19 protein-coding genes and 1 pseudogene are annotated in these 18,781 nt (G+C 68.7%); 10 read left to right on the top strand and 10 right to left on the bottom strand.

Translation table 11 applies throughout. The features are described from left to right. Positions 1 to 65: 65 nt before the first annotated feature. The 3 genes and pseudogenes from LMA02_RS13585 to moaC form a co-directional block, all read right to left on the bottom strand. Positions 66 to 1,271, bottom strand: coding sequence for a hypothetical protein (locus tag LMA02_RS13585; RefSeq protein WP_228907643.1), 1,206 nt, complete (start codon positions 1,269 to 1,271; stop codon positions 66 to 68). A 39-nt stretch (positions 1,272 to 1,310) separates the two neighbouring features. Further along, a pseudogene (locus tag LMA02_RS13580) lies at positions 1,311 to 1,718 on the bottom strand (type VI secretion system Vgr family protein); the annotation flags it as partial. Positions 1,719 to 1,761: 43 nt separating this feature from the next. Further along, positions 1,762 to 2,250, bottom strand: coding sequence for a cyclic pyranopterin monophosphate synthase MoaC (moaC, locus tag LMA02_RS13575; protein ID WP_044844513.1), 489 nt, complete (start codon positions 2,248 to 2,250; stop codon positions 1,762 to 1,764). A 240-nt stretch (positions 2,251 to 2,490) separates the two neighbouring features. Here moaC and LMA02_RS13570 point away from each other — a divergent pair, with 240 nt between their 5' ends. Beyond that, positions 2,491 to 4,185 (top strand): M48 family metalloprotease, encoded by a 1,695-nt coding sequence (locus LMA02_RS13570; protein WP_228905553.1) that lies wholly within the window; start codon positions 2,491 to 2,493, stop codon positions 4,183 to 4,185. Positions 4,186 to 4,215: 30 nt separating this feature from the next. On the opposite strand, the gene LMA02_RS13565 is transcribed toward LMA02_RS13570, so the two are convergent. The 6 genes from LMA02_RS13565 to LMA02_RS13540 form a co-directional block, all read right to left on the bottom strand. After that, entirely contained in the window at positions 4,216 to 4,821 is a 606-nt protein-coding gene (locus LMA02_RS13565) for a DUF2946 family protein (RefSeq protein ID WP_228905551.1), read from the bottom strand. Beyond that, positions 4,814 to 5,851: a hydrolase gene (locus LMA02_RS13560; protein WP_228905549.1), complete on the bottom strand. Its 1,038-nt coding sequence runs from the start codon at positions 5,849 to 5,851 to the stop codon at positions 4,814 to 4,816. Before LMA02_RS13560 ends, LMA02_RS13565 begins: the two co-directional genes overlap by 8 nt. 33 nt (positions 5,852 to 5,884) lie before the next feature. Continuing rightward, positions 5,885 to 6,331, bottom strand: coding sequence for a nuclear transport factor 2 family protein (locus tag LMA02_RS13555; protein ID WP_228905548.1), 447 nt, complete (start codon positions 6,329 to 6,331; stop codon positions 5,885 to 5,887). A gap of 115 nt (positions 6,332 to 6,446) precedes the next feature. Continuing rightward, the gene (gene waaF / locus LMA02_RS13550) at positions 6,447 to 7,484 is read right to left on the bottom strand and encodes a lipopolysaccharide heptosyltransferase II (RefSeq protein ID WP_105832452.1); all 1,038 of its coding nucleotides are present in this window, start codon (positions 7,482 to 7,484) and stop codon (positions 6,447 to 6,449) included. A gap of 136 nt (positions 7,485 to 7,620) precedes the next feature. Continuing rightward, the gene (locus LMA02_RS13545) at positions 7,621 to 7,815 is read right to left on the bottom strand and encodes a zinc-finger domain-containing protein (protein ID WP_006749970.1); all 195 of its coding nucleotides are present in this window, start codon (positions 7,813 to 7,815) and stop codon (positions 7,621 to 7,623) included. 50 nt (positions 7,816 to 7,865) lie between these two features. Continuing rightward, on the bottom strand, positions 7,866 to 8,789 hold the full coding sequence (locus LMA02_RS13540) for a branched-chain amino acid transaminase (RefSeq protein ID WP_228905546.1): 924 nt from the start codon (positions 8,787 to 8,789) through the stop codon (positions 7,866 to 7,868). Positions 8,790 to 8,997: 208 nt separating this feature from the next. On the opposite strand from LMA02_RS13540, the gene LMA02_RS13535 reads away from it, so the two are divergent. From LMA02_RS13535 to LMA02_RS13525, 3 genes are all read left to right on the top strand, one after another. Further along, positions 8,998 to 9,753 carry an AzlC family ABC transporter permease gene (locus tag LMA02_RS13535; protein ID WP_175656354.1) on the top strand — a complete coding sequence of 252 codons (756 nt, stop codon included), beginning with the start codon at positions 8,998 to 9,000 and terminating at the stop codon, positions 9,751 to 9,753. Next, positions 9,750 to 10,073, top strand: coding sequence for an AzlD domain-containing protein (locus LMA02_RS13530; RefSeq protein ID WP_228905545.1), 324 nt, complete (start codon positions 9,750 to 9,752; stop codon positions 10,071 to 10,073). Before LMA02_RS13535 ends, LMA02_RS13530 begins: the two co-directional genes overlap by 4 nt. A 280-nt stretch (positions 10,074 to 10,353) precedes the next feature. After that, positions 10,354 to 11,550, top strand: a complete 1,197-nt coding sequence (locus LMA02_RS13525) for a phosphoglycerate kinase (RefSeq protein ID WP_228905544.1) — start codon at positions 10,354 to 10,356, stop codon at positions 11,548 to 11,550. Positions 11,551 to 11,707: 157 nt separating this feature from the next. Here the strand turns inward: LMA02_RS13525 and LMA02_RS35260 are convergent, their stop codons facing one another. Continuing rightward, the gene (locus LMA02_RS35260) at positions 11,708 to 11,836 is read right to left on the bottom strand and encodes a hypothetical protein (protein ID WP_256097633.1); all 129 of its coding nucleotides are present in this window, start codon (positions 11,834 to 11,836) and stop codon (positions 11,708 to 11,710) included. Between LMA02_RS35260 and pyk the strand changes: the two genes are divergently transcribed. The 6 genes from pyk to LMA02_RS13495 all read left to right on the top strand — a co-directional run bounded on the left by pyk (position 11,835) and on the right by LMA02_RS13495 (position 18,751). Then, entirely contained in the window at positions 11,835 to 13,271 is a 1,437-nt protein-coding gene (gene pyk / locus LMA02_RS13520) for a pyruvate kinase (RefSeq protein ID WP_011657814.1), read from the top strand. The two genes, LMA02_RS35260 and pyk, sit on opposite strands and share 2 nt — an antisense overlap. Positions 13,272 to 13,661: 390 nt before the next feature. Beyond that, positions 13,662 to 14,726: a class II fructose-bisphosphate aldolase gene (gene fba, locus LMA02_RS13515; RefSeq protein ID WP_011657813.1), complete on the top strand. Its 1,065-nt coding sequence runs from the start codon at positions 13,662 to 13,664 to the stop codon at positions 14,724 to 14,726. A 221-nt stretch (positions 14,727 to 14,947) separates the two neighbouring features. Next, positions 14,948 to 15,838 carry a phosphoribosylaminoimidazolesuccinocarboxamide synthase gene (locus LMA02_RS13510; protein WP_006749977.1) on the top strand — a complete coding sequence of 297 codons (891 nt, stop codon included), beginning with the start codon at positions 14,948 to 14,950 and terminating at the stop codon, positions 15,836 to 15,838. A gap of 66 nt (positions 15,839 to 15,904) precedes the next feature. Beyond that, positions 15,905 to 16,426, top strand: coding sequence for a 5-(carboxyamino)imidazole ribonucleotide mutase (gene purE / locus LMA02_RS13505; protein WP_006749978.1), 522 nt, complete (start codon positions 15,905 to 15,907; stop codon positions 16,424 to 16,426). A gap of 88 nt (positions 16,427 to 16,514) precedes the next feature. Beyond that, positions 16,515 to 17,711, top strand: coding sequence for a 5-(carboxyamino)imidazole ribonucleotide synthase (locus LMA02_RS13500; RefSeq protein WP_006749979.1), 1,197 nt, complete (start codon positions 16,515 to 16,517; stop codon positions 17,709 to 17,711). A gap of 11 nt (positions 17,712 to 17,722) precedes the next feature. Then, on the top strand, positions 17,723 to 18,751 hold the full coding sequence (locus LMA02_RS13495) for an L-threonylcarbamoyladenylate synthase (protein ID WP_228905539.1): 1,029 nt from the start codon (positions 17,723 to 17,725) through the stop codon (positions 18,749 to 18,751). The last annotated feature ends 30 nt before the right edge of the window (positions 18,752 to 18,781 follow it).

The following is an 18,781-nucleotide window of genomic DNA, read 5'->3' as shown; positions in this document are numbered from 1 at the left end:
GTTACGCCGCGTCTCGCCTGCCGCTTGCTGTCGTTTCCTGTCCGGCGCCGCCGAGGCGCCGATGTTCAGTGCTGCGGCATCAGGTTCGCGCCGTGGCACGCCGGCTCGGCTGCCTTGCGCAGCCCGAGCATCGTGAACCCGTTGCGCTCCTGGCGGATCAGCGCGTAGCGTCGCGCAACCGTGTTTCCGTCCTTGCCCGTCAGATCCAGTTCGACCTGGAAGCGATCCTTGCTGTCCGAGCAGCCGCGTACCGGTCCGTATGCGAACCCGGTATCGGGCGCCTTGCTTTCTGCAATGAACGCCTGCCGGGCTTGCAGCGCCGCCGCAGCGGCCGCAGGTTCGCTCCATGCGCGCGCGAGCGCATCGTCCACGCCCAGCCATTCATCGACGAAATCGCGGCCGTTGCCCGCGACCGGCTGCACGCGTTGCACGGTGTCGCCGTCGACGCGATAGCGGAAGATGCCCGGCCGTGTCATCACGTCGCTGTCGCGCGAGCCGACCGTCGTGCGCAGCTCGAAGCCGTCGGGGCGCACCTTGAAGCGGATCGCGTCGTCGTCGAGCACGTAGCCGTGATCCGTATGGAACAGCGTGCGTTGCGCGGCCGCGCCGTTTGCCGGCGCGACCACGTCCGCGCCGAACCGGCTCCAGCGCGACGAGCACCACGGCGTGCCGTGGACGACCGCCACCTGGCCGCCGGGCAATGCGCCGAACCAGAAGCCGCCGCCGTAGGCGCCGCCGATGTCCTTGTAGTCGTCGGCCTGCCAGCGCAGCACGCGCCGCCAGCCACCGTTTTCCCATGCGTAGGCCGTGAGCAGGTTGTCGTCGCCGCATGCGATGTCGAAGCCGGCGCGCACGAAGAGCAGCGAGCGGGACGTGCCGTCGCGCTCGACGTCGACGTCCGGGTTGCGGCCGAATGCCGATTCGCCGTTTTTCGGCTGGGCGGATTGGGCGGGTACGCCGAGCGCGGCCGCAAGCGTGCGTTTCAGCGCAGCCGGTTCGACGTGTTCGTCGCTGCACGCAAGCCGCGCGTCGATCGCGCCGACGAGCGCCTGCTTGTATGCGCGAAGCGCGTCGCGCAAAGGCGGCGAGACGTCGACGGTGCCGCCGCCGTCGCCTTGCGGATTCCGGACTTGCTGTACGCGGTGCTGCGCGTCGAGCGTCGCGCGTGCGGCGGTGTCGGCGGCGGGGCAGGGGCTGGCGGCGGAGGCGGTGGCCGGTGAAGTGCAGGCGATGGCGAGTGCGAGTGTTACGCGGTTCAGCAAGTTTTTCATCGAAGCCTTTTTTCGTTCTTTTCTTCGTTCATCACGGGGAGCAGTCGGTCGGAGACCGAAGCGGAATCGACGCCCGGCGTCGTATGCGTCCGAGCGTAGGTCGAAGCCGCTGCCGAGATAGCTGCCGCGGTTGTTGCCCGTGTGGTCGATCAGGTAACCGAGATGCAGGTGCGCATTGGTCGGGCTGCTGTACAGGTGCACCCGGTTCTGCGATGTCGCGTCGTCGAGCATGAGCTGGTTGTAGCCGGCGCCCGCATACTCTTTCGACCGGTATCCGGACAGGATGCCGTTGCTGTGCCATTGCGGACTTGTCGCGCCGTTGTAGACCTTGCCGACGATGATCGGGCGATCGCAGTCGCCGCCGAGGAAATCGACCAGCACCTCCTCGCCGCTGCGGTGCAGGTGAACGGCGCCGTAACCATTGCCCGAATCCGACACGGTGGCACGGGCCGGTATCCTGGATTTGCCCGCCGACAGGGTTTCCGACCGGTCAGCCGGCGACATCCTCCGCCTTCCAGTCCCCCGACTTCCCACCCCGCTTCTCCCTGACGCTCACCTCGGTGATCACCATCCCCCGATCGACCGCCTTGCACATGTCGTACACGGTCAGCAGCCCGACCTGCACGGCGGTCAGCGCTTCCATCTCGACACCGGTGCGCCCGAACGTCTCGACTTGCGCGACGCAGTGCACGCCGGGCAGCGCGTCGTCGAGTTCGAAGTCGACGGCCACGCGCGTCAGCGCGAGCGGGTGACACAGCGGAATGAGGTCGGCGGTGCGCTTGGCACCCTGGATCGCGGCGATGCGCGCGACGCCGAGCACGTCGCCTTTCTTCGCCTTGCCGTCGCGGATCAGCGCGAACGTCGCCGGCAGCATCCGGATCGTGCCGCGCGCGATCGCGATGCGTTGCGTTTCCTGCTTGCCGCCGACGTCGACCATGTGCGCGTGGCCGGCGGCGTCGAAATGGGTAAGTCCTGACATGTCCTGCTCCGATCTCTTGTGTTGCGGCCGCTCGATCCACCGCATCGGGCACCGTGCCGCGAACACCTGCAACGTTTCAACGGGCGCCTATCATAGCAGCGGCCTGCGCGACGCCGGGCGTGCAGACGGCGCATCCGCCGCAGCGAACAGTCGCGATCCCGCCGGTACAATGACCGGGATCTTCAGACCAAACGCCGCGATGCGCGCCCGGCGCGCGGGACGCGTCGTCTTCATCCTGCCATGCGTGTCAAACAGTTGCTTGCCGTGTTGCTGTCGGCGGCGCTCGTGCTGCCGCCGAGCGGCTACGCACAGCGTCCGTCCGCGCTGCCGCTCGAGCCGGCGGCCGGCGCTTCGCCGTCGATTTCCACGGTGCCGTCCGGCATCGCGACCGGTGTATTCGGCACCTACGGCGGCGCGGAAAGCCGGTTCTCCGGCGCCGACGGCGCGTCCGCGCCCGTCGCGAGCCTGCGCGCACCGCTGCGCGCGCTGGAACTACCCGACCTCGGCGACGGCTCCGGCGGTTCGCTCACGCCGCAGGCCGAGCGCCGTCTCGGCGAGCGCGTGATGCGCGAGGTGCGGCGCGACCCGGACTACCTCGACGACTGGCTCGCGCGCGACTACCTGAATGCGATCGCAAAGCGGCTCGCGGCCGCGGCCGCGGCGCGCTACATCGGCGGCTACACGCCGGACTTCGAGCTGTTCCCGGTGCGCGATCCGCAGATCAACGCATTCTCGATGCCGGGCGGTTTCATCGGGATCAACAGCGGCCTGGTCGTCACGACGCAAACGGAATCCGAACTCGCATCGGTGGTCGGCCACGAGATGGGCCACGTGCTGCAGCGGCACATCGCGCGGATGATCGGCGCGAACGAGAAGACCGGCTACACCGCGCTCGCGACGATGCTGCTCGGGGTGCTGGCGGGCGTGCTCGCGCGCAGCGGCGATCTCGGCAGCGCGATCGCGATGGGCGGGCAGGCGTATGCGGTCGACAACCAGCTGCGCTTCTCGCGCTCGGCCGAGCGCGAGGCCGATCGCGTCGGTTTCCAGCTGCTCGCGGGCGCCGGCTACGACCCGTACGGGATGCCGGGCTTCTTCGAACGGCTCGAACGCGCGTCGATGGGCGACGCGGGCGTGCCGGCCTATGCGCGCACGCACCCGCTGACGGGTGAACGGATCGCCGACATGGAGGATCGCGCGCGCCGCGCGCCGTACCGGCAGCCGCGCCAGTCGGCCGAATACGGCTTCGTGCGCGCGCGGCTGCGCATTCTGCAGAACCGTGTGCCGAATGACATCGCGGCCGAGGCGCGCCGGATGCAGCTCGAGATCGACGATCGCACGGCGCCGAACGTCGCGGCGAACGAGTACGGGATCGCGCTCGCGAACACGCTGCTCGGCCAGTACGACGCGGCCGACAAGGCGCTCGCGTCGGCCCGCGCCGCATTCGACGCGCGCGAGCGGCGCGCGGACGATCCGCAGACGAGTTCGCCGAGCCTCGACGTGCTCTCCGCCGACCTCGCCCGCCGCGCGGGCCGGACCGACGACGCGGTGCGGCTCGCGGCGCTCGCGCAGCGGCGCTGGCCGGCGTCGCACGCGGCGATCGTCGCGCACCTGCAGGCGCTGATCGCCGCGCGCCGCTTCGACGAAGCGCAGTTGCTCGCCCGCAAGCAGGCGAAAGCGGACCCCGAGCAGCCGGACTGGTGGGACTACCTCGCGAAGGCGAGCGACGGCAAGGGCGACGTGCTCGCGCGGCGCCGTGCACTCGCGGAGAAGCTGGCGCTCGACGGCGCGTGGCCGTCGGCGATTCGCCAGCTGAAGGAGGCGCGCGACGCGAAGGACGTGTCGTTCTACGACCAGTCGATCATCGGCGCGCGGCTGCTGGAATTCGAGGCGCGCTACAAGGAAGAGCGCGAGGACGAGAAGAACGGCCGCGGATAGCGGCCGCCAGGCGGGCAGGGCGGGGGCGCTTCAGCTTGCGGCGCTGCCGTTGCCACCGTCCGGCGTGTCGCGCCGCGCCCGCTGCGCGGGACTCGCGACGAAGCCGAACGTTGCCGGCACATCGGCACCCGCCAGGTTGCCGAGCGCCAGCGTGCGCCCGTCACGCCAGCGCAGCACGGGCGGCGTCGCGTCGAAGTCCGCATGATCGGCGAACAGGCCGAGGTCGTGGTCGTGCAGCGCCGCGATGCGCGGCGGTGTGCCCGCCGCGCGGAACAGCACACCGCCCGCATCGTCAAGCCATGCGGCGTCGGGTTCGAACGGCGCACCGGTCTGGTCGGCCAGCGTGAGCTGCCCGTCGCGTTCGGCCAGGCGCACGACCCACGGCGTGTAGGCGAGCTCGACGTACACGCGCTGCGGCCCGTTCTGGAAGAACCACTGGCCGTGCGCGTCGCATTCGTAGTTGCGTCCGATGAACGCGTTGAGCGCCGCATGCCGGATCGGCGAGCCGAGCTCGCCGGCGGCCTGCGCGGCGTCGTCGCGCAGCCGCCACTCGCCGCGCCGGTCGAGCAGCAGCCAGCCGGTGCAATGTGGCACGTTGGGCCACTTGGCGAGGGCCTGCCTGACGATGTCATCCATGGTCGACGAATTTCGAGCAATAGCCGAACACCCGCGCCGACAGCCAGTCGAGGCGGCCGGGGAACGGTCCGGTCATGAATCCCGCATGGCCGCCGTCCGCGGGCTGGTCGAGCTCGACGGCCGGCGACACGTCGGCGGCGCTCGGCAGCGCGGATTCGGGCAGGAACGGATCGTTGCGGGCGTTGAGGATCAGCGTGGGCACGTCGATTGCGGGCAACAGCGGGCGCGTCGTGGCCTGGGTCCAGTAGTCGTCGGCGTCGGCGAAGCCGTGCAGCGGCGCGGTCACGACCTCGTCGAAGTCGCGCATCGTCACGGCTCGCAGCATCGCGTCGCGGTCGAACAGGCCCGGATACTGGTCGAGCTTCGCGAGCGCCTTGCGCTTCAGTGTCTTCAGGAAGCTGCGCGTATAGACCATCGCGAAGCCCTGCGACAGCGCGCGGCCGCCCGCATGCACGTCGATCGGCGTCGAGATCGCGGCGGCCGCGTGCACGATCGACGTGTCGCTGCGGTGCTCGCCGAGCCAGCGCAGCAGCACGTTGCCGCCGAGCGACACGCCGGCCGCGACGATCGGCCCGCGATGCTGCGTGGCGAGCCGCTGCAGGATCCAGTCGACTTCGGCGCTGTCGGCGAGATGGTAGAAGCGCGGCTGGCGGTTCAACTCGCCGCTGCAACTGCGAAAGTGCGGGACGACCGCATGCCAGCCCTTCGCGCGCGCGGCGGCCATCATCGCCAGCGCGTAGTGCGAGCCGGAACTGCCTTCGAGGCCGTGGAACAGCACGAACAGCGGCGCGTCGGGTGGCGGCGCGGCACTGTCGAGGTGCGCGACCCAGTCGAGATCGATGAAGTCGTGGTCGGGGGTTTCCCATCGCTCTCGTCGGTAGGCGACAGCCGGACGCCGTGCGAACAGCGCGGGCACGATGGTTTGCACATGGCTGTTCGGCAGCCAGCGCGGTGCGCGATAGCGCAGTGAATCGTCGTCGGGGGCCGGGGCCCCGGTCAGCGGCGAGGTGGGCGGAGAAGCCGTACTCATGATCGCCCCGCTAATGCGTTGCTTCGTTGTTCGTCAGTGCAGCGGACCCTGCCCGTGACGGATCTTCGCGGCGAATTGTCCGGCCGCTTGTTCAGGAATCGGGCTCGCGTGAATATGCGCGATGCGCCACTCGCCGCGTTCGTGGATCATCACGTACGTCGCGAAAACCATGTCGGGTTCGGCCGTCAGGTCGGCCTGCTGATGGGCTTCGGCGATCGTATAGACGACGGTGCCGAGACTGTCGTATACGCGGATGTCGAGCGGTTCGATCGTCACCGGGCGCGTCACGAGCCGGTTGGCCAGCCCGCTGCGGATCTGGTCGAGGCCGTGCAGATGCTCGCCGTCGGCCCAGACGCAGCTGGCGAAGTCCTCGTCGATCCACAACCCCAGCAGCGCGTCGAGATTGGCATCGGCGACGGCCTGGTAGTAGGCGTTCAGCGTATCGGCAGCGGCTTCGAAGAGGCGGGCAAAACGTGGCATCGGGGTTATCTCTCGCGCGCGTCGCGCGCCGTATTCAGCACGGCGGCCCGGGTGGGGCCGCCGTACACCGGTGAATCGGATTGCCCGGCACGTCGTGCGACGCTGCCGGTCAGGGTCAGCGCTGCCCGACGAGCATGCCGCGCAAATCGCCGAATACCTGCTCGGGACCGAGTTCGCGCAGGCATTTCAGATGGCCGAGCGGGCACTCGCGTTCGAAGCAGGGACTGCATTCGAGATGAAGCCATTGTACCTTCGCCAGGTCGGACAGCGGAGGGGTGTGGCGCGGATCAGTCGATCCGTACAACGCGACGAGCGGCCGTCGCAGCGCGGCGGCGACGTGCATCAGCCCGGAATCGTTGGTCACGACCGCGTTCGCGCGCGCGATCAGCGCGCACGCCTCGGACAGCGACGTCTGCCCGCACAGGTTGCGCACGTTCGGCGCGTGGTCGGCGATCGCCTGCGCGGCGGCGGCGTCCTTCTGCGAGCCGAGCGCGATGATCTGCGTGTACGGGAACGACTGGTGGACGATCGTCGCGAGCGTCGCGAAGTGCTCGGGCGGCCAGCGCTTGGCCGGGCCGTATTCCGCGCCGGGGCAGAACACGACGAGCGGCTTGCGCGTATCGAGATTGAAACGCGCGGAGACGCGCGCCGTCTCGTTCAGGTCGGCGTCGAGGCGCGGCGGGGGCAGCGTCTTCATCGACTCGGGCAGCTTCGCGCCCGGCGCATACGCGAGCGCCGCGTAGTGGGTCGTCATCGGCGGACGCTCGGCCGATTTGTCGGGGTTCGCGTGCCGCACGTTGAGCAGGCCGTAGCGGTGCTCGCCCGTGTAGCCAATCCGCAGCGGAATGTTCGCGAGCCACGGGATCACCGCGGACTTCAGCGAATTCGGCAGCACGTACGCCGCGTCGTAGCCGACGTCGCGCAGGTCGCTCGCGAGCTGCCAGCGGCGCAGCAGCTGCAGCTTGCCGTGCGCGAGGTCGGTCGCGTAGACATCGTGGATCTCGGGCATCCGCTCGAGCACGGGCGCGACCCAGGTGGGCGCGACGGCATCGATCGCGATGCGGGGATGGATTTTTTTCAGCAGCGCAAAAAGCGGCTGCGCCATCAATGCGTCACCGATCCAATTCGGTGCGATAACCAGCGCTCGACGCATCAGGTCGACTTCCGATGTCGTAATGAAGCACGGCGCGCATGCACCGCGTTCGGGTTGTCAGAACAGGAAAAGGGCGGCGCGCCGGCGTTCCGGCTGCGCCGCCTTGTGTGCGGCAGGCCCGCGGGCCCGGCCGGGCTCAATGGCCCTTGACCACCTCGCCGTCGCGCAGCTTGTAGCGCGTGCCGCAGTACGGGCAGCGCGCCTCGCCGTGCGAGACGTCGATGAACACGCGCGGGTGCGCGCTCCAGCGCGCCATGGCCGGGTTCGGGCAGTAGGCGGGGAGATCCTTGGCCGTCAGTTCGACCAGCGGCATTTCCTTGATTTCACTCATGAGACTTTCTCTTATCACTCTTTGATGGGGCGGTCGGTGGCGCGGCGCGCTCAGACCTTCGTCAGCCAGTGCGCGTACTTCGCGTTCTTGCCCGACACGATATCGAAAAACGCCGACTGGAGCTTTTCCGTCACGGGGCCGCGCGCGCCGCTGCCGATCGTGCGGTTGTCGAGTTCGCGGATCGGCGTGACTTCGGCGGCCGTGCCCGTGAAGAACGCTTCGTCGGCCGTGTAGACCTCGTCGCGCGTGATGCGCTTCTCGATCACCTGGATGCCTGCGTCCTTCGCGAGCGTGATGATCGTGTCGCGCGTGATGCCGTCGAGGCACGACGACAGGTCGGGCGTGTACAGCTTGCCGTTGTTTACCAGGAAGAAGTTCTCGCCGGAGCCTTCCGACACGTAGCCGTCGACGTCGAGCAGCAGCGCTTCGTCGTAGCCGTCGGCGGTCGCTTCCTGGTTCGCGAGGATCGAGTTCACGTACCAGCCCGACGCCTTCGCGCGCACCATCGACACGTTCACGTGGTGGCGCGTGAACGACGACGTCTTCACGCGGATGCCCTTCGCGAGACCTTCCTCGCCGAGGTACGCGCCCCACGGCCACGCGGCGATCGCGACGTGGATCGTGTTGCCCTTCGCGGACACGCCGAGCTTTTCCGAGCCGACCCAGATGATCGGGCGCAGGTAGCCCGACTCGAGCTTGTTCTCGCGCACGACTTCGAGCTGCGCGGCTTCGAGGGTTTCCCGGTCGAACGGCACGTCCATCTGGAAGATCTTCGCCGAATTCAGCAGACGTTTGGTGTGCTCGTGCAGGCGGAAGATCGCGGTGCTGCCGTCGGCCGTCCGGTACGCGCGCACGCCCTCGAAGACGCCCATGCCGTAGTGCAGCGTATGCGTCAGGACGTGGATCTTGGCGTCGCGCCAGTCGATCAGCTTGCCGTCCATCCAGATCTTGCCGTCGCGGTCGGCCATTGACATGGGGTTCTCCTGTGAAGCAATTGGGTACAGCGGCTTGTGTGCAGCATTGAGCCGGAAAGACGCTTATTTTAGCGTCATTTGGTGTCGAGCCGGTCGGTCGGCGCAGGGCCGAGGCTATAATCGTCCGGTACCGATTCCAATAACGACGGGCCGTGCCGGCAGGAGACGCCGGAGCCCGCACGAACCGCCCGCCGCGGCCCGCTTTCCGATGCTCGCTCGATTGTCCGCCACCGACCGCTTCGCGCTGATCCAGGGCGCGCGCGACTATTCCCCGACACTGATGGCAATCCTCTCGTGGGGGCTCGTCACGGGCGTCGCGATGAGCAAGTCGGTGATGACGCTCGGGCAGGCGAGCGCGATGTCGATCCTGGTCTACGCGGGCTCGTCGCAGCTCGCGGTGCTGCCGCTCCTCGTCGCGAAGCTGCCGATCTGGACGATCCTGCTCACGGCCGCGATGGTCAACCTGCGCTTCGTGATCTTCAGCGCCGGGCTTGCTCCCCATTTTTCCTACCTGCCGCTGTGGCGGCGCCTCGCGATCGGCTATTTCAACGGCGACGTGATCTACCTGCTGTTCCAGAAACAGGGCTTTGCCTATGGCCAGGTGCCGGGCAAGGAAGCCTACTTCTGGGGGATGGCGCTCGCGAGCTGGCTGTCGTGGCAGGTGTCGTCGCTCGCCGGCATCCTGCTCGCGAGCGTCTTTCCCGCGAGCTGGGGGCTGGAGCTGGCCGGCACGCTCGCGCTGATCCCGATCATGGTGTCGGCGGTCGCGAACCGCTCGACGCTCGCCGCCGTCGCGGTCGCGGGCATCGTGTCGCTGATCGCGTTCGACCTGCCGTACCGGCTCGCGCTGCCGATCGCGGTGCTGGCCGCGCTCGCGGCCGGCTGCACGGCCGATTTCTTCGTCGAACGCGCCGACTGGCGCCGCATCCGCACCGAAACCGTGCACGAGAAGGAAATCGAATGAGCGCGACGGAAATCTGGATCGTGATCGTCGGGATGACGATCGTCACGGCCGTCACGCGCGCGCTGTTCCTGCTCGGCGGCGAACGCACCGTGCTGCCCGAGCGTGCGCAGCGCGCGCTGCGCTACGCGCCGGCCGCCGCGCTCGTCGCGGTCGTGCTGCCCGACGTGCTCGAAACGCCGGCCGGGCTGTCGTTCGCGCTGTCCAACCATCCGTTCTACGCGGCGCTCGCCGGCCTCGGCTGGTTTTTGTGGCGGCACAGCATGCTCGGCACGATCGTCATCGGAATGCTGGTCTTCACCGCGCTGCGCCTGATCTTCTGACGAATCGCCGCGCCGGCCAGCCGGGCCCCGGCCGCTTGCGCCTGCGCATTGCTGCATTGCGGCAATGTGTCGGCGGCCGCGTGCGATCCCAAATAGGCGGAATTCGCCGCCGCACGGGTCAGTCTGCCGGATGGATCGGCTAGAATGCCCGTTCGAGATTTTTTACCCGTGCGCGTCATGCGAACCGCCAGCCACGGCCGCATCCGGCGCCCTTTCGCGGCTGCCCGCGCACGTCCAGCGTGAACCCCCTTTCCCCATCCACTACTTCAATCTGTTCAACATGAGCCAAGTCAAGCGTCTTACCGACCTGATCGCCGCCGGCCAGCTCGCCGGCAAGCGGGTGTTCATCCGCGCCGACCTGAACGTCCCGCAGGACGATCACGGCAACATCACCGAAGACACGCGCGTGCGCGCGTCCGTGCCGGCCATCCAGGCCGCGCTCGACGCCGGCGCGGCCGTGATGGTCACGTCGCACCTCGGTCGTCCGACCGAAGGCGAATTCAAGCCCGAAGACTCGCTCGCGCCGGTCGCGAAGCGCCTCGCCGAACTGCTCGGCCGCGACGTGCCGCTGGTCCCGAACTGGGTCGAGAACGGCGTGAACGTCGCGCCGGGCCAGGTCGTGCTGCTCGAGAACTGCCGCGTGAACAAGGGCGAGAAGAAGAATTCGGACGAGCTCGCGCAGAAGATGGCGAAGCTCTGCGACGTGTACGTGAACGACGCGTTCGGCACCGCGCATCGCGCGGAAGCGACCACCCACGGGATCGCGAAGTACGCGCCGGTCGCGTGCGCGGGCCCGCTGCTGGCCGCCGAACTCGACGCGCTCGGCAAGGCGCTCGGCAACCCGGCCCGCCCGCTGGTGGCGATCGTCGCCGGTTCGAAGGTGTCGACCAAGCTGACCATTCTCAAGTCGCTCGCCGGGAAGGTCGACCAGCTGATCGTCGGCGGCGGCATCGCGAACACGTTCATGCTCGCGGTCGGCCTGTCGATCGGCAAGTCGCTCGCGGAAGCCGATCTCGTCGCCGAGGCGAAGGCGATCATCGACGAAGCGCGCGAGCGCGGCGCGTCGGTGCCGATCCCGTCCGACGTCGTGACGGCCAAGGAATTCTCGCCGACGGCCGTGGCCACGGTGAAGCAGGTCGCCGACATCGAAGCGGACGACATGATCCTCGACATCGGCCCGGATACGGCCAAGGCGCTCGCGAGCCAGCTCGAGAAGGCCGGCACGATCGTGTGGAACGGTCCGGTCGGCGTGTTCGAGTTCGACCAGTTCGGCAACGGCACCAAGACGCTCGCCGAAGCGATCGCCAAATCGTCCGCGTTCTCGATCGCGGGCGGCGGTGACACGCTCGCGGCCATCGCGAAGTACGGCATCCACGACCAGGTCAGCTATATCTCGACCGGCGGCGGCGCCTTCCTTGAGTTCCTCGAGGGGAAGAAGCTGCCGGCGGTGGAAGTGCTCGAAACGCGGGCGGCCTGAGCGTGGCGGCGCGCGCAGGGGTGACCAGGGCCGCGCGCTCCGCGAGAGCGGAGCAGCCGGCCGGCGCGGGCAAGCGCAAACGCGCGCCCGCGCGGGCGAACTCAGCCCCGCGCGCACCGGCGGCCGCCGGCGACGCGGCCGTGCAGCACCACGAGATTCAGAACAAAGCGATGCCGGGCGCAAGCACCGGCACGCCCCCCGGAACGGCGGCCGCTGGGCCTGCCGATTCCGGCTCTCGCAGCGTTTCACCCAGCGCATCCACCTTGATCCAGATGAGGAGTTTCATGCAGCGCGCCACCAAGATAGTCGCCACGATCGGCCCGGCTTCCAGTTCGCCGGAGATTCTGCTGCAGATGATGCAGGCGGGCCTCGACGTCGTGCGGCTCAATTTTTCGCACGGCACGGCCGACGATCACCGCCAGCGCGCCGAGATGGTGCGCGAGGCCGCCCGCAAGGTGGGCCGCGAGATCGCGATCATGGCCGACCTCCAGGGCCCGAAGATCCGCGTCGGCAAGTTCGAGAACGGCAAGACGACGCTCGAGCCGGGCCAGGCCTTCATCCTCGACGCGGGCTGCGAGCTCGGCAACGACGAGCGCGTCGGCCTCGACTACAAGGAACTGCCGCGTGACCTGAAGCCGGGCGACCTGCTGCTGCTGAACGATGGCCTGATCGTGCTGACCGTCGAGCGCGTGCTCGGCGACGAGATCCACACGGTCGTCAAGGTGGGCGGCGAGCTGTCGAACAACAAGGGGATCAACCGCCAGGGCGGCGGCCTGTCGGCGCCCGCGCTGACCGCGAAGGACATGGAGGACATCCGCACGGCGATGTCGCTCGGCGCGGATCTCGTCGCGGTGTCGTTCCCGAAGAACGCGACCGACATGGAAATGGCGCGCCAGCTCGCGAACATCGCGGGCGCGCCTTACGGCATCAAGCCGAAGATGATCGCGAAGATCGAGCGCGCGGAGGCGATTCCGGCGCTGCAGAGCATCCTCGACGCGTCCGACGGCATCATGGTCGCGCGCGGCGACCTCGCGGTGGAAGTCGGCAACGCGGCCGTGCCGGCGCTGCAGAAGCGGATGATCCGGATGGCGCGCGAGTCGAACAAGCTCGTGATCACCGCGACGCAGATGATGGAGTCGATGATCCTCGCACCCGTGCCGACCCGCGCGGAAGTGTCGGACGTCGCGAACGCGGTGCTCGACGGCACCGACGCGGTGATGCTGTCGGCCGAGACGGCCGCCGGCAAGTACCCGGTCGTCACGATCGAGACGATGGCGGCCGTGTGCGTCGAGGCGGAAAAGTCCGAGCACGTCGAACTGGACAAGGATTTCCTCGACCGCACGTTCACGCGGATCGACCAGTCGATCGCGATGGGCGCGCTGTTCACCGCCTATCACCTGGGTGCCAAGGCGATCATCGCGCTGACCGAATCGGGCGCAACCGCGCTGTGGATGTCGCGTCACTACACGCACGTACCGATCTTCGCGCTGACGCCGCGCGTCGGCAGCGAGCGCACGATGGCGCTGTACCGCAACGTGACGCCGCTGCATGTCGACTTCAACAGCGACCGCGACTCGGCGCTGCAGGCGGCGCTCGAGATCGTCGTCAAGCAGGGCTACGTGCAGCACGGCGACATGGTCGTGCTGACCGTCGGCGAGCCGATGGGGCAGGCGGGCGGCACCAACACGCTGAAGATCGTGCGGGTCGGCGAGCATTACTGAGCTGAGCTGAGCGCCCCCAAACCTGTCGCTTCGCGCCAAGCCCCCGAGGGGGGCAGGAAAACCTGGGGGCGGCCCGGCGTTTTCTTGAGAGCGCCGGCATGCGCCGGGCCGGCCCGCCGGCCCGCCCGAGCTGATCGGGCACCGTTTACTGACGGAAGCCGCGCGGGGTCTGATACCCCGCGCGGCTTTTTTTCTGTTTTTTGCCCGCATTGTGCCGTGCGAAGGTAACAAATTGCGAGTACGCGCCACCGGGCGGTCGGAATCGGAGGCGCTTCGCGATAAAATGCCGCTATTCGACGCTCAGCCGCGCCGTGCCGCCCCGGTTCGAACGGGGAGCGAGCGCCGCGCCGGCGTCAGGGCGCACCGGTTTTCATTCCAAGGAGTTCCACAATGCCTCTCGTATCAATGCGTCAATTGCTGGACCACGCGGCAGAGCACGGTTACGGCCTGCCGGCCTTCAACGTGAACAACCTGGAGCAGGTCCAGGCGATCATGGCGGCGGCGGATCAGGTCGGCGCGCCCGTGATCATGCAGGCATCGGCCGGCGCGCGTAAGTACGCGGGCGAGCCGTTCCTGCGCCACCTGATCGAAGCGGCGGTCGAGTCGTATCCGCATATCCCGGTCGTGATGCACCAGGACCACGGCCAGTCGCCGGCAGTCTGCATGGGCGCGATCCGCAGCGGCTTCACCAGCGTGATGATGGACGGTTCGCTCGAAGCCGACGGCAAGACGGTCGCCTCGTACGAGTACAACGTCGACGTGTCGCGCAAGGTCGTCGAGATGGCGCACTCGATCGGCGTGACGGTCGAAGCCGAACTCGGCGTGCTCGGCTCGCTCGAGACGATGAAGGGCGACAAGGAAGACGGCCACGGCGCGGAAGGCACGATGACCCGCGAGCAGCTGCTGACCGATCCGGAGCAGGCGGCCGACTTCGTGAAGCTCACGCAGTGCGACGCGCTCGCGATCGCGATCGGCACGTCGCACGGCGCGTACAAGTTCTCGAAGAAGCCGACGGGCGACATCCTGTCGATCCAGCGCATCAAGGAAATCCACGCACGCATCCCGAACACGCACCTGGTGATGCACGGTTCGTCGTCGGTGCCGCAGGAGCTGCTGGAAGAAATCCGCCAGTTCGGCGGCGACATGAAGGAAACCTACGGCGTGCCGGTCGAGGAAATCCAGGAAGGCATCAAGCACGGCGTGCGCAAGATCAACATCGACACCGACCTGCGTCTCGCGATCACCGGCGCGATCCGCCGCTACCTGTTCGAGAACCCGGGCAAGTTCGATCCGCGCGACTACCTGAAGCCCGCGCGTGAAGCGGCGAAGAAGGTATGCGTCGACCGCTACCTCGCGTTCGGCTGCGAAGGCCAGGCCGCGAAGATCAAGCCGGTGTCGCTCGACAAGATCGCCGAACAGTACAAGTCCGGCGCGCTCGCGCAGGTCGTGCGCTGAGACTGTAGTACGATTGCCCCGCCGAAAGGCTGGGGCCGGCTGCCCGCTGCCGGATCTGATCCGGCCCCGGCAGCCGTTCCGTCCGGCCGAACGAGGGCCGGCCGGCAACCGGTGGGCACGATCGCCCGCCGGTTCGCCGACGCATTGCAAGACCGCCGTTCCCGCCTGCCGCGGGGAACGGCGTTTCCCTTTTTGTTTGGCTCCTTATCTGCGAAAAGACGATGTCTACCCTTTACGAATCCACGCTCCGCTCGCTGCCGCTCCTCGGTCGCGGCAAGGTCCGCGATAACTACGCGGTCGGCAACGACAAGCTCCTGATCGTCACGACCGATCGCCTGTCGGCATTCGACGTGATCATGGGCGAGCCGATTCCGAACAAGGGCCGCGTGCTGAACCAGATGGCGAACTTCTGGTTCGACAAGCTCGCGCACATCGTGCCGAACCACCTGACGGGCGATGCGCCGGAAGCGGTCGTCGCGGCCGACGAGGTCGAGCAGGTCAAGGGCCGCGGCGTGGTCGTCAAGCGCCTCGAGCCGATCATGATCGAAGCGGTCGTGCGCGGCTACCTGGCCGGCAGCGGCTGGAAGGAATATCAGGCGTCGGGCGCCGTGTGCGGCGTGCAGTTGCCGGAAGGCCTGCAGAACGCGCAGAAGCTGCCCGAGCCGATCTTCACGCCGGCCGCGAAGGCCGAGCTGGGCGAGCACGACGAGAACATCACGTTCGAGGAAACCGAGCGCCGCATCGGCACCGAGCTGGCCGCGACGATTCGCGACATCTCGATCCGCCTGTACAAGGAAGCGGCCGACTACGCGGCGACGCGCGGCATCATCATCGCCGACACGAAGTTCGAATTCGGCCTCGACAATCACGGCAAGCTGTACCTGATGGACGAAGTGCTGACGGCCGATTCGTCGCGCTTCTGGCCGGCCGACCAGTACCAGGTCGGCACCAACCCGCCGTCGTTCGACAAGCAGTTCGTGCGCGACTGGCTCGAGACGCAGCCGTGGGGCAAGACCGCACCGGCGCCCGCGCTGCCGGCCGACGTCGTCGAGAAGACGGCCGCGAAGTACCAGGAAGCGCTCGAGCGCATCACCGGCCAGCCGCTCGCCTGAGCGAGCTTTGCATGGGACCCGAGTAAGCGCTGAAGCGCTAACTCGGGTCGACAAGGACATACGAAAATGAGTGAAGTCCAGACCGCCCACACGCACAGCGCGCCGCTCATCGGCGTGCTGATGGGTTCGAGTTCCGACTGGGACGTGATGAAGAACGCGGTCGCGATCCTGCAGGAATTCGGCGTGCCGTACGAAGCGAAGGTCGTGTCCGCGCACCGGATGCCCGACGAGATGTTCGACTATGCGGAGAAGGCGCGCGAGCGCGGGCTGCGCGCGATCATCGCGGGCGCCGGCGGTGCCGCGCACCTGCCCGGCATGCTGGCCGCGAAAACCACGGTACCGGTGCTCGGCGTGCCGGTCGCGAGCAAGTACCTGAAGGGCGTCGATTCGCTGCACTCGATCGTGCAGATGCCGAAGGGCGTGCCGGTCGCGACGTTCGCGATCGGCGAGGCCGGCGCCGCGAACGCCGCGCTGTTCGCGGTGTCGATCCTGTCCGGCACGTCGGTCGACTATGCGAACCGGCTTGCCGCGTTCCGCGTGCGCCAGAACGAAGCTGCGCACGCCATGGTGCTGCCGCCGCTGGCATGACGGCACACCGGCGGCCGCACTGCCATTCCGGCGGCCGCCTGACTTTCCTCACAGCGGCGGGCAGCGCCCGCCGCGACCGACCACTGACATGACCGCAACTCCTGATTCCGTTTCCCCGATCCTGCCCGGCGCGTGGCTGGGCATGGTCGGCGGTGGCCAGCTCGGCCGCATGTTCTGCTTTGCCGCCCAGTCGATGGGCTATCGCGTCGCCGTGCTCGATCCCGATCCGGCGAGCCCTGCCGGCGCGGTCGCCGACCGCCACCTGCGCGCGGCCTACGACGACGAAGCCGCGCTCGCCGAGCTGGCCGGACTGTGCGAAGCCGTGTCGACTGAATTCGAGAACGTGCCGGCCGCGAGCCTCGATTTTCTCGCACGCACGACGTTTGTCGCGCCGGCCGGCCGCTGCGTCGCGGTCGCGCAGGACCGGATCGCGGAGAAGCGTTTCATCGAGGCCTCCGGCGTGCCGGTCGCGCCGCACGTCGTGATCGAATCGGCGGCGGCACTGGCCGCGCTCGACGATGCCGCGCTCGACGCGGTGCTGCCGGGCATCCTGAAGACGGCGCGTCTCGGCTATGACGGCAAGGGCCAGGTGCGCGTGAGCACCGCGCGGGAAGCGCGCGATGCGCATGCGGCGCTCGGTGGCGTGCCGTGCGTGCTCGAAAAGCGCCTGCCGCTGAAGTACGAAGTGTCCGCGCTGATCGCGCGCGGCGCGGACGGCCGCTCGGCCGCCTTCCCGCTCGCGCAGAACGTGCATCACAACGGCATCCTCGCGCTAACCATCGTGCCGGCGCCGGCCGCCGATGCCGCGCGTGTCGAAGAGGCGCAACAGGCGGCCGTCCGGATCGCCGATACGCTCGGCTACGTCGGCGTGCTGTGCGTCGAATTCTTCGTGCTGGAAGACGGCTCGTTCGTCGCGAACGAAATGGCGCCGCGCCCGCACAACTCCGGCCACTACACGGTCGATGCGTGCGCAACGAGCCAGTTCGAGCAGCAGGTGCGCGCAATGACGCGCATGCCGCTCGGCAACCCGCGCCAGCATTCGCCGGCCGCGATGCTGAACATCCTCGGCGACGTGTGGTTCCCCAATGGTGGGGCGGCCGAGGCCGTCACGCCGCCGTGGGACACGGTCGCCGCGATGCCGGCCGCGCACCTGCACCTGTACGGCAAGGAAGAAGCGCGCGTCGGCCGCAAGATGGGCCACGTGAACTTCACGGCCGAGACGCGCGACGCCGCCGTCGCCGCTGCCACCGCGTGTGCGCAGCTGCTGCGCGTGCCGCTCGACTGAGGCGCCAGCCGATGTCCATCGATCTCCCGAACTCCGTGACGCGCGCGCAGATCGACGCGGCCGCCGCGCTGCTCGACGCGGGGCAGCTCGTCGCATTCCCGACCGAAACCGTGTACGGACTCGGCGGCGACGCGGCGAATCCCGAAGCCGTCGCGCGCATCTACGCGGCGAAAGGGCGCCCGGCGAACCATCCGGTGATCGTGCATCTGCCGCCGGGCGGTGATCCGGGCTACTGGGCCGACGACCTGCCGGCCGATGCACAGGCGCTGATCGATGCATTCTGGCCGGGCCCGCTGACGCTGATCCTGAAGCGCCATGCGCGCATTCCGGACGCCGTGAGCGGCGGGCAGGATTCGGTCGGCCTGCGCTGCCCGTCGCATCCGGTCGCGCAGGCGCTGCTGGCCGCGTTCAGCGCGCGGCGCGGCGGCCATGGCGGCGTTGCCGCGCCGTCCGCGAACCGCTTCGGCCATGTGAGCCCGACTACCGCTCAGCACGTGCGCGACGAATTCGGCGACACGGTGCATGTGCTCGACGGCGGCGCGTCCGAAGTCGGCATCGAATCGACGATCCTCGACCTGTCGCGCGGCTTCCCGGCGCTGCTGCGCCCGGGCCACGTGACGCCGCGGCAGATCGCCGACGTGCTCGGCCGCGCGCCGCGCCTGCCCGACGGCGGCGACGCGACCGCGCCGCGCGCGTCCGGCACGCTGAAGGCCCATTACGCGCCGCGCACGCCGCTCTCGCTGCTGCCGTTCGATGCGCTCGAGCCGCTGCTCGCGGCCGCGCAGACCGATGGCGAACGCGTCGCGCTCGTCGCACGCGCGTCGCGCGCGGGACGCTGGGCGCAGGCCGACGGCGTGCATTTCGTCGCGGCGCCGGAAGATCCGCAGGCGTATGCGCGCGACCTGTACGGCATGCTGCGCGCGCTCGATCGTGCGGACGTCGCGCGGATTCTCGTCGAGAAGCTGCCGGACACCGTCGAATGGATTGCGGTCAACGACCGGCTCGGCCGCGCGGCCGCGGCATTCGAAGCGCACGACTGACGCAGCGTCGCGCATCCGATCCGGAATAAA

Source organism: Burkholderia sp. B21-005, from assembly GCF_020843965.1.
GTDB classification, from domain to species: Bacteria; Pseudomonadota; Gammaproteobacteria; order Burkholderiales; family Burkholderiaceae; genus Burkholderia; species Burkholderia ambifaria.
The sequence above is the reverse complement of the archived record's forward strand: the minus strand, read 5'-3'. Positions and strand labels throughout refer to the sequence as shown.

What these genes read in the sequence shown, in the direction of transcription:
- LMA02_RS13540 (WP_228905546.1), bottom strand. Translation starts at nt 8,789, where the DNA reads ATGTCAATGGCCGACCGCGACGGCAAGATCTGGATGGACGGCAAGCTG.
- LMA02_RS13535 (WP_175656354.1), top strand. Translation starts at nt 8,998, where the DNA reads ATGCTCGCTCGATTGTCCGCCACCGACCGCTTCGCGCTGATCCAGGGC.
- LMA02_RS13565 (WP_228905551.1), bottom strand. Translation starts at nt 4,821, where the DNA reads ATGGATGACATCGTCAGGCAGGCCCTCGCCAAGTGGCCCAACGTGCCA.
- waaF (WP_105832452.1), bottom strand. Translation starts at nt 7,484, where the DNA reads ATGCGTCGAGCGCTGGTTATCGCACCGAATTGGATCGGTGACGCATTG.
- LMA02_RS13500 (WP_006749979.1), top strand. Translation starts at nt 16,515, where the DNA reads ATGACCGCAACTCCTGATTCCGTTTCCCCGATCCTGCCCGGCGCGTGG.
- moaC (WP_044844513.1), bottom strand. Translation starts at nt 2,250, where the DNA reads ATGTCAGGACTTACCCATTTCGACGCCGCCGGCCACGCGCACATGGTC.
- pyk (WP_011657814.1), top strand. Translation starts at nt 11,835, where the DNA reads ATGCAGCGCGCCACCAAGATAGTCGCCACGATCGGCCCGGCTTCCAGT.
- LMA02_RS13545 (WP_006749970.1), bottom strand. Translation starts at nt 7,815, where the DNA reads ATGAGTGAAATCAAGGAAATGCCGCTGGTCGAACTGACGGCCAAGGAT.
- LMA02_RS13570 (WP_228905553.1), top strand. Translation starts at nt 2,491, where the DNA reads ATGCGTGTCAAACAGTTGCTTGCCGTGTTGCTGTCGGCGGCGCTCGTG.
- LMA02_RS13525 (WP_228905544.1), top strand. Translation starts at nt 10,354, where the DNA reads ATGAGCCAAGTCAAGCGTCTTACCGACCTGATCGCCGCCGGCCAGCTC.
- LMA02_RS13555 (WP_228905548.1), bottom strand. Translation starts at nt 6,331, where the DNA reads ATGCCACGTTTTGCCCGCCTCTTCGAAGCCGCTGCCGATACGCTGAAC.
- LMA02_RS13530 (WP_228905545.1), top strand. Translation starts at nt 9,750, where the DNA reads ATGAGCGCGACGGAAATCTGGATCGTGATCGTCGGGATGACGATCGTC.
- LMA02_RS13495 (WP_228905539.1), top strand. Translation starts at nt 17,723, where the DNA reads ATGTCCATCGATCTCCCGAACTCCGTGACGCGCGCGCAGATCGACGCG.
- purE (WP_006749978.1), top strand. Translation starts at nt 15,905, where the DNA reads ATGAGTGAAGTCCAGACCGCCCACACGCACAGCGCGCCGCTCATCGGC.
- LMA02_RS13510 (WP_006749977.1), top strand. Translation starts at nt 14,948, where the DNA reads ATGTCTACCCTTTACGAATCCACGCTCCGCTCGCTGCCGCTCCTCGGT.
- LMA02_RS13560 (WP_228905549.1), bottom strand. Translation starts at nt 5,851, where the DNA reads ATGAGTACGGCTTCTCCGCCCACCTCGCCGCTGACCGGGGCCCCGGCC.
- fba (WP_011657813.1), top strand. Translation starts at nt 13,662, where the DNA reads ATGCCTCTCGTATCAATGCGTCAATTGCTGGACCACGCGGCAGAGCAC.
- LMA02_RS13585 (WP_228907643.1), bottom strand. Translation starts at nt 1,271, where the DNA reads ATGAAAAACTTGCTGAACCGCGTAACACTCGCACTCGCCATCGCCTGC.
- LMA02_RS35260 (WP_256097633.1), bottom strand. Translation starts at nt 11,836, where the DNA reads ATGAAACTCCTCATCTGGATCAAGGTGGATGCGCTGGGTGAAACGCTG.